Genomic DNA, 6,491 nt, shown 5'->3' with positions numbered 1-6,491 from the left:
AACACGCCGCTCGCCTTGTCGCGCACGAATGCGTCGTCTTCCCACGAGTCCCACAGCCCCTTCGTCACGGTGAGGAATTCCGATGCGATCCGGTAGCGCAGCGCATGCTCGGGATGTTTGTCGCGCGAGAAATTCTTCGCCGAGCCTTCGAGCGGCGACGTGACGACGTTCCAGCCGGCGCGGCCGTCGCTCAGGTGGTCGAGGCTCGAGAACTGCCGCGCGACGGTGAACGGATCGCTGTACGACGTCGACAGCGTGCCGACCAGCCCGATCCGCTCGGTGACGAGCGCGAGTGCCGACAGCAGCGTGAGCGGCTCGAAGCGGTTCAGGAAGTGCGGGATCGATTTCGCGTTGATATGCAGCCCGTCCGCGACGAACACGAAGTCGAACTTTGCCGCCTCGGCCTGGCGGGCCACGTTCTTCGCGAAATCCGGATTGATGCTCGCGTCGATAACGGCGTCGGGATGGCGCCACCCGGCGTAATGTCCGCCGGGACCGTGGATCGTCGCGCCAAGATGAATCCGCCTGGACCGACCGTTGGTTCGCTCTGTCTGCGTTTCGCTCATGATGTCATTTTCATTGGTTATACTGAATTTCAAGGTAATCGTGCTGTCGATTTCCGCGTCGCCTTCATCGGTGCGGCGGCATGGGACGCATTGCTGGCCCGAAGAACGACGCGCGGGCGCGCGACGAACCTGCCGCGCCATTCATTGCGTGAACTGTTCGCTACCGATCAACCCGATTTTCGTCGCCCCTTCGCGTTGAGCCGAGGCCAGCACTTCGGCAACGGCGCGGTACGGCGCCGCCTTGTCCGGGCGCAGGCGGATTTCGTCCTGGTCGGCTTCGGCCGCGACTGCGCGGAACTTCGCATCCAGCCCCGCTCCGCCGCGAACCGCCACGCCGTTCCAGTTGACAGATCCATCGGCGCCGACATCGATCTGCATGGCCAGCGTGTGGGCGACCAGGTCGGCGAAGCCGGGTTCGGCGAGCTGACGGGCCGAGACGTTGACGCTGACCCGGCTGGGCGCGGCGGCGCCGTGGGTGTGCTGCCACGTGACGGCCTGGGCGCAGGCGGTGGTGAGGATCCACGCGCCGAGCTCCACGATCAGGCCGTTCTGCTCGGCCACCGGGATGAAGTCGGCCGGGTTGACCAGGCCACGCTCGGGGTGGTGCCAGCGGATGAGGGCTTCGACGGCGACGATGCGGGCGTCGGGCAGCGAGACGATGGGCTGGTAGACGAGGCGGAACTGGCCGGTGTCCAGCGCCGTCCGCATCTCGGCACCGAGCCGCGCCTCGGCACCGGCCTCGTCGTCGAGGCTGGGGGCGTAGCGGCGCTGCCGGTCACCGTCGGCCTTGGCCGCGTACATCGCGACGTCGGCGCGGCGCAGCAGCTCCATCGGGTCGCCGGTGCCGTCCGCGCCCGCGACGCCGACACCGGCGCCGATCAGCAGCTCGTGCTCGCCGGCCTGCACGGGGACCCGCAGGGCGGCGCAGACCCGCTCCACGAGCGCGTCGCCCTCGGCGTCCGTGGCGTCCGGCGCCAGCACGGCGAACTCGTCCCCGCCCATCCGGGCCACCAGGTCACCCGGGCGCAGACCGGCCACCAGCCGCCCGGCCACGGCGATCAGCAGCCGGTCGCCGACGGTGTGGCCGAGGCGGTCGTTGACCTCCTTGAAACCGGTCAGGTCGAGCATCGCGACCTGCGGTGAACCGGACGCCAGGGCCTCGCGGACCCGCTGCTCGAACCGGCGCCGGTTGGCCAGCCCGGTCAGCTCGTCGTGCATGGCCAGCACCTCGAGCTGCGCGGCCTGGCTCTGCACCTGGGCCACGAAGCCCGACATCCGCAGCAGCACGAGCAGGAACAGCAGCACGGCGCCGAGCCCGATGGCCAGCCAGCTGACCGGCCGGTGCCCGCTGCCGCCCTGGACGAAGAGCACCGCCGGGACGATCAGGGTCGCGCAGGTGAGCACGGCGAGCCGGCCCTTGCCGAAGCGTTCCGTGACCTCGCGGACCGGCGGCGCGCTCACCGACGGGTGCAGCGCCGCGCCGGCCCAGTAGACGTAGGCGATGAGGAACCCGACGTAGACCACGTCACCGGCGCCCGGCAGCAACGCCGGCAGCAGCGTGAAGATGACGTTGGCGGCCAGCGTGGCCACGCTGCCGATGATCAGCAGCCAGTGGCTCGGCGTGGGGTGGGCGGCCCGGGTCGCCAGCCGGGCCACCACGGCGATCATCAGCACGCTGGCGGTCGGGTAGCCGACCGTGGCGAGCCGGGCGAGCAGGGGGGTGGCCGGGTCGGCCAGGATCGGGCCGATCACGAAGATCCAGTAGACCAGGCCCAGGCCGGCCGCGATGATCAGCGTGTCGACCAGGCCCGCCAGCGGGCGCTGGCGGTGACTGCGGGCCAGGCCGTAGAGACCGGCGATGAGCGGCACGTACGCGCTGAGATAGAAGGCGTCGGCCCACGACGGGTACGGCAACGCGGGCAGCACCAGGCCGCTCACCGAGAACGCGACGTCACCCAGCACCCACAGCACCAGGCTGGCCAGCACGACGTACCAGCAGCGGGCGGCGGCGGGCCGGTTGCGCCGGATCCCGGCGATGGTGACCAGCAACGCCGCCAGACCGACCACCCAGGAGATCACTCCCTGCGCGGCGTCCGAGGGCACCAACGGATAGACCAGGCACACGAGGGTCCCCGCGCCCATCCAGAGCGACCACCAGCGGTCGACGCGTCCCGTCAGCACTCCCCGTCAATCGGTCGGCCCGCGCCCGACCTGAGGTTCCCGGCGTACCCGGCCCTGGACGGCCGCCGGGGCAGCAGCCCTGCACGCCCGGCCCCGATGTCCCGGCCGGGGATGTCAGGCCCGCGGACGCGCGATAGTGTGCCCATCGGCGTGTCATGGAGCGTGGGGAGAAGGACCTTTGTCGAGTCAGCCCCTGCGCCCGGGCGACCCGGCCCACCTCGGCGAGTACGAGCTGCTCGGCCGCCTCGGCGCCGGCGGCATGGGCACCGTCTTCCTGGGTCGCTCACCGCAGGGCCGGCTGGTCGCGGTCAAGGTGGTGCGGGCCGAGTTCATCCGCGACGAGGAGTTCCTCGGCCGGTTCCGCAGCGAGGTCAACCGGGCCCGCCAGGTGCCGCCCTTCTGCACCGCCGAGGTGCTCGGCGCCGACCTCGACCACGAGCCGCCGTACCTGGTGGTCGAGTACGTCGACGGGCCGGCGCTGACCGACGTCGTCCGGGAGAACGGCCCGCTCTCCCCGGCCGCCCTGCACAGCGCCGCGGTCGGCATCGCCACCGCGCTGACCGCCATCCACGGTGCCGGCGTCATCCACCGCGACCTCAAGCCGGGCAACGTGCTGTTCGCGCTGGGCGGGCTCAAGGTGATCGACTTCGGCATCGCCCGCCCGCTGGAGGCGACCAGCCAGCACACGCGTACCGATCAGATGGTCGGCACGGTCGCCTACATGGCGCCGGAACGCTTCGACGAGCATCCCGGCCTGCGGCTGAGCCCGGCCGCCGACATCTTCGCCTGGGGCGCGGTGGTCACCTTCGCGGCCACCGGCCGCACGCCCTTCCAGGGCGACTCGGCCCCGGCCACCGCGATGCGCATCCTGACCCAGCAGCCGGACCTCACCGGGCTGCCCCCGACCCTGCGCGGGATCGTCGCCCGGACCCTGGCCAAGGAGCCGGCCGACCGGCCGACCGCCCGGGAGCTGCTCGACCTGCTGCTCGCCACCGGCCAGCCGGCCGTGACCCTGCCGGCCGGCCCGGTCCCCGACGACGTGGTCACGGCGATGGCTGTGGCCGAGCCGGGTGCGGGCCACGGCCCGGCCGGATCGACGCCGGCCCGGTCCGGCACGGTCTTCGGCCCCGGCGGTGCGGTGCAGCCCTACGGTCCGGGCGGTGCGGTGCAGCCTTACGCCCCCGGCGGTGACGTCGCGGCCCGCCCACCGCGCCGCCGCGGCCGGGCCGTGCTGGCCGGGCTGGCGGCGTTCGCCGTGCTCGCCGGAGGGGGCGTTCTCCTGGCCCACTGGATCGCGACCCCGCCGGACAACGAGGCGGCGCGGTCGCCGGGAGCCGCCGCCTCCTCGGCCGGTGGCCCGGGATCGTCGTCGCCGAGGGTCTCCGCCAGCCCGACACCGGCCGGCCCGGCCACCATCCTGGCCGGCGATCGGCGCATCCTGATCCACTTCGTGGAGATCGACCGCGACCTCGCCATGCCGTTCCCCGACGAGGTCGTGACCTCCGGCGGCACCGGCAAGGACTCCCTGTTCGCCCTGGTCCCGATGGGCGTCGACTTCCTGATCCAGTCGCAGAAGCCGACCGACGGCGAGCCGCCCTGCCTCGGCGCCAAGGTGATCCCGGGCGAGTCCGCCGAGCTGGTCGCCACCGAGTGCGCGGCCACGAAGGCGACGCTGTTCGCCATCTCGGAGACGGGCAAGAAGGACGACAAGGGCCGCCCGACGTACACGATCTACAACGACGCGCACGGCACGCTGCAGTGGCGCACCCGCAAGCCCCAGGTCTACCTGGAGTTCCTGGGTGACGCCGAGACCGACACGACGTTCAGCTTCGTCGACCGGGGTCCGCTCTGAGACCGGTGATGCCGTCCAGGACCGTGGCCAGGTTGTGGTCGAAGGTCTCCCCGGCATCCAGGTGGGCGCCGTCGATGACCAGCCGGGCCACGGTGGGATACCGGCCGGTCTCCAGCATGCGGGTGAGGTAGGGGCCGAGGCCGGCCTGCCAGGCGGCCTCGTCGGTGCCGGTGGCCCGGGCGGTGCGCCGCTCGGTGACCTCCCGGCGGACGGCTCCGACGATGAAGGCGTTGAGGGCCCCCAGCACCCGCTGGAGGTCGTCGATGCTGCGCACGCCGGGGGCCCGGCTCAGGGCCGCCGCGGTCGCTTCCCCCACGGCGAGCGCGTGGGGACCGAGGTGCGGCCGGCCACCGAGCAGGTCGGCGAACCACTCGTGGTCGAGGGCGGCTGTCCGGGTCGCCCGGGCGACGGCCAGCACCGTGGCGCGCCACTCGGTGTGCGGGGCGAGCTCGGCTATCCCGGCGTAGACGACGTCGACCATCAGATCGAGCAGCTCGGACCGGTTGCTCACATAGTCGTAGAGGCGCATCGGCCCGACGCCGAGCTCGGTGGCGATGCGACGGATCGACAGGCCCTCGAGGCCGTGCGCGTCGGCGAGCCGGATCGCCGCGGCAGCGATCTTGTCGCGGCTCAGCGGCACCGGCGCCGCCCGCGGCCGGGGTTCCGGCCGTTCCCAAACCGGCGCCGGCCCGCTACCGTACGGTGTATCCATGAGGTACATCGTACGGTAAGGACGTGGGATGCGCATCGCGATCGTGGGTGGCGGCCTGGGCGGGCTGACCCTGGCCCGGATCCTGCAGCAGCACGGCCTCGACGCGGTGGTCTTCGAGCGGGAGGCGAGCCGGTCCGCGCGGGGACAGGGCGGCTCGCTCGACCTGCACCCCGAGTCAGGACAGCTGGCGCTGGCCGAAGCGGGTCTGGTGGGCAGCTTCCGGACGCAGGCGCGGCCCGAGGGCGAGGAGCATCGCATCGTCAACCCGGCCGGTCGGATCCTGATTCACCACGTCCCGCAGCCCGGCTCGTTCTCCGGACGTCCCGAGATCGACCGGGGCGCACTGCGTGACCTCCTGCTCGATTCCCTCCCCGATCACACGGTGGTCTGGCGCCACCAGCTGGCCGCGGCGGCACCGCGGCCCGGCGGAGGCTGGGAGCTGACGTTCATCGGCGGCCGGGTGACCGGCTGCGACATCCTCGTCGGCGCGGACGGCGCCCGCTCAGTGGTCCGGCCGATGTTGACCGACGTGCCGCTGTCCCCGGTGGCCACCCTCGTGGAGCTCCACATCGACGAGGTCGACCGGCGCCACCCCGCGCTCGCGGAACTCGTCGGCCCGGGAAACCTGTGGTGCGTGGGCACGCGGCAGATCCTGGCCGCGCAACGACTCGGCGACGGGGGCCTGCGGGTCGGGATCACCCTGCCCGCCGGCGATCGCCCCATCGACACGTACCGCGGCAAGCGTGCACTGCTGGAGATCTTCGACGGCTGGGACGCCCGCCTCACCGCGCTCATCGAGGCCGGCGACGGCGCGCCGGTGCCGCGCCTGATCGAGGCGATGCCCACCGGTACGCGCTGGGCCGGCCGGCCGGGCGTCACGCTCATCGGCGACGCCGCGCACCTCATGCCGCCGGTCGGCGAGGGCGCCAATCAGGCCATGCTCGACGCCGCCGAACTCGCCGGCCGGCTCGCCGCCGAGCCGGCCGGCCCGGACCCGGCGCTCCGGGCGTACGAGCAGGCGATGTTCGCCCGGACGCAGCCGATCGCCGAGATGTCCGCCCGGGTCCAGGCGATGATGCTGTCCGCGACCGCCGCGCAGGACATCGTCCGCTTCTTCGCGCCCCGGCCTGCCGAGCCGGCGTCCGCCGACACCTAGCCGCGCCTGCGTGTCACTTCCGCG

General features: G+C 72.7%; 5 protein-coding genes. 2 read left to right on the top strand and 3 right to left on the bottom strand.

Annotated features, from left to right (window positions below; translation table 11 throughout):
• Nucleotides 1–707, bottom strand: a 707-nt coding sequence (locus ACWEOZ_RS26675) for an LLM class flavin-dependent oxidoreductase (protein ID WP_451913408.1), incomplete at its 3' end; no start/stop codon positions are given.
• Nucleotides 708–2,747: a diguanylate cyclase domain-containing protein gene (locus tag ACWEOZ_RS26670; RefSeq protein WP_451913407.1), complete on the bottom strand. Its 2,040-nt coding sequence runs from the start codon at nt 2,745–2,747 to the stop codon at nt 708–710.
• A gap of 178 nt (nt 2,748–2,925) precedes the next feature.
• Between ACWEOZ_RS26670 and ACWEOZ_RS26665 the strand changes: the two genes are divergently transcribed.
• Nucleotides 2,926–4,599 (top strand): serine/threonine protein kinase, encoded by a 1,674-nt coding sequence (locus ACWEOZ_RS26665; protein WP_451913406.1) that lies wholly within the window; start codon nt 2,926–2,928, stop codon nt 4,597–4,599.
• Here ACWEOZ_RS26665 and ACWEOZ_RS26660 read toward each other — a convergent pair.
• On the bottom strand, nt 4,571–5,311 hold the full coding sequence (locus ACWEOZ_RS26660) for a TetR/AcrR family transcriptional regulator C-terminal domain-containing protein (protein ID WP_451913405.1): 741 nt from the start codon (nt 5,309–5,311) through the stop codon (nt 4,571–4,573). The genes ACWEOZ_RS26665 and ACWEOZ_RS26660 overlap by 29 nt on opposite strands.
• Before the next feature lie 28 nt (nt 5,312–5,339).
• Between ACWEOZ_RS26660 and ACWEOZ_RS26655 the strand changes: the two genes are divergently transcribed.
• The gene (locus ACWEOZ_RS26655) at nt 5,340–6,467 is read left to right on the top strand and encodes an FAD-dependent oxidoreductase (RefSeq protein WP_451913404.1); all 1,128 of its coding nucleotides are present in this window, start codon (nt 5,340–5,342) and stop codon (nt 6,465–6,467) included.
• The last annotated feature ends 24 nt before the right edge of the window (nt 6,468–6,491 follow it).

Source organism: Actinoplanes sp. NPDC004185, assembly GCF_053603475.1.
Note: the sequence above shows the minus strand (reverse complement) of the source record. Positions and strands in the feature narration are given on the sequence as shown.

Bases quoted from the DNA above. Each gene is read 5' to 3' on its own strand.
- ACWEOZ_RS26660 (WP_451913405.1), bottom strand. From the start codon at position 5,311: ATGGATACACCGTACGGTAGCGGGCCGGCGCCGGTTTGGGAACGGCCG.
- ACWEOZ_RS26655 (WP_451913404.1), top strand. From the start codon at position 5,340: ATGCGCATCGCGATCGTGGGTGGCGGCCTGGGCGGGCTGACCCTGGCC.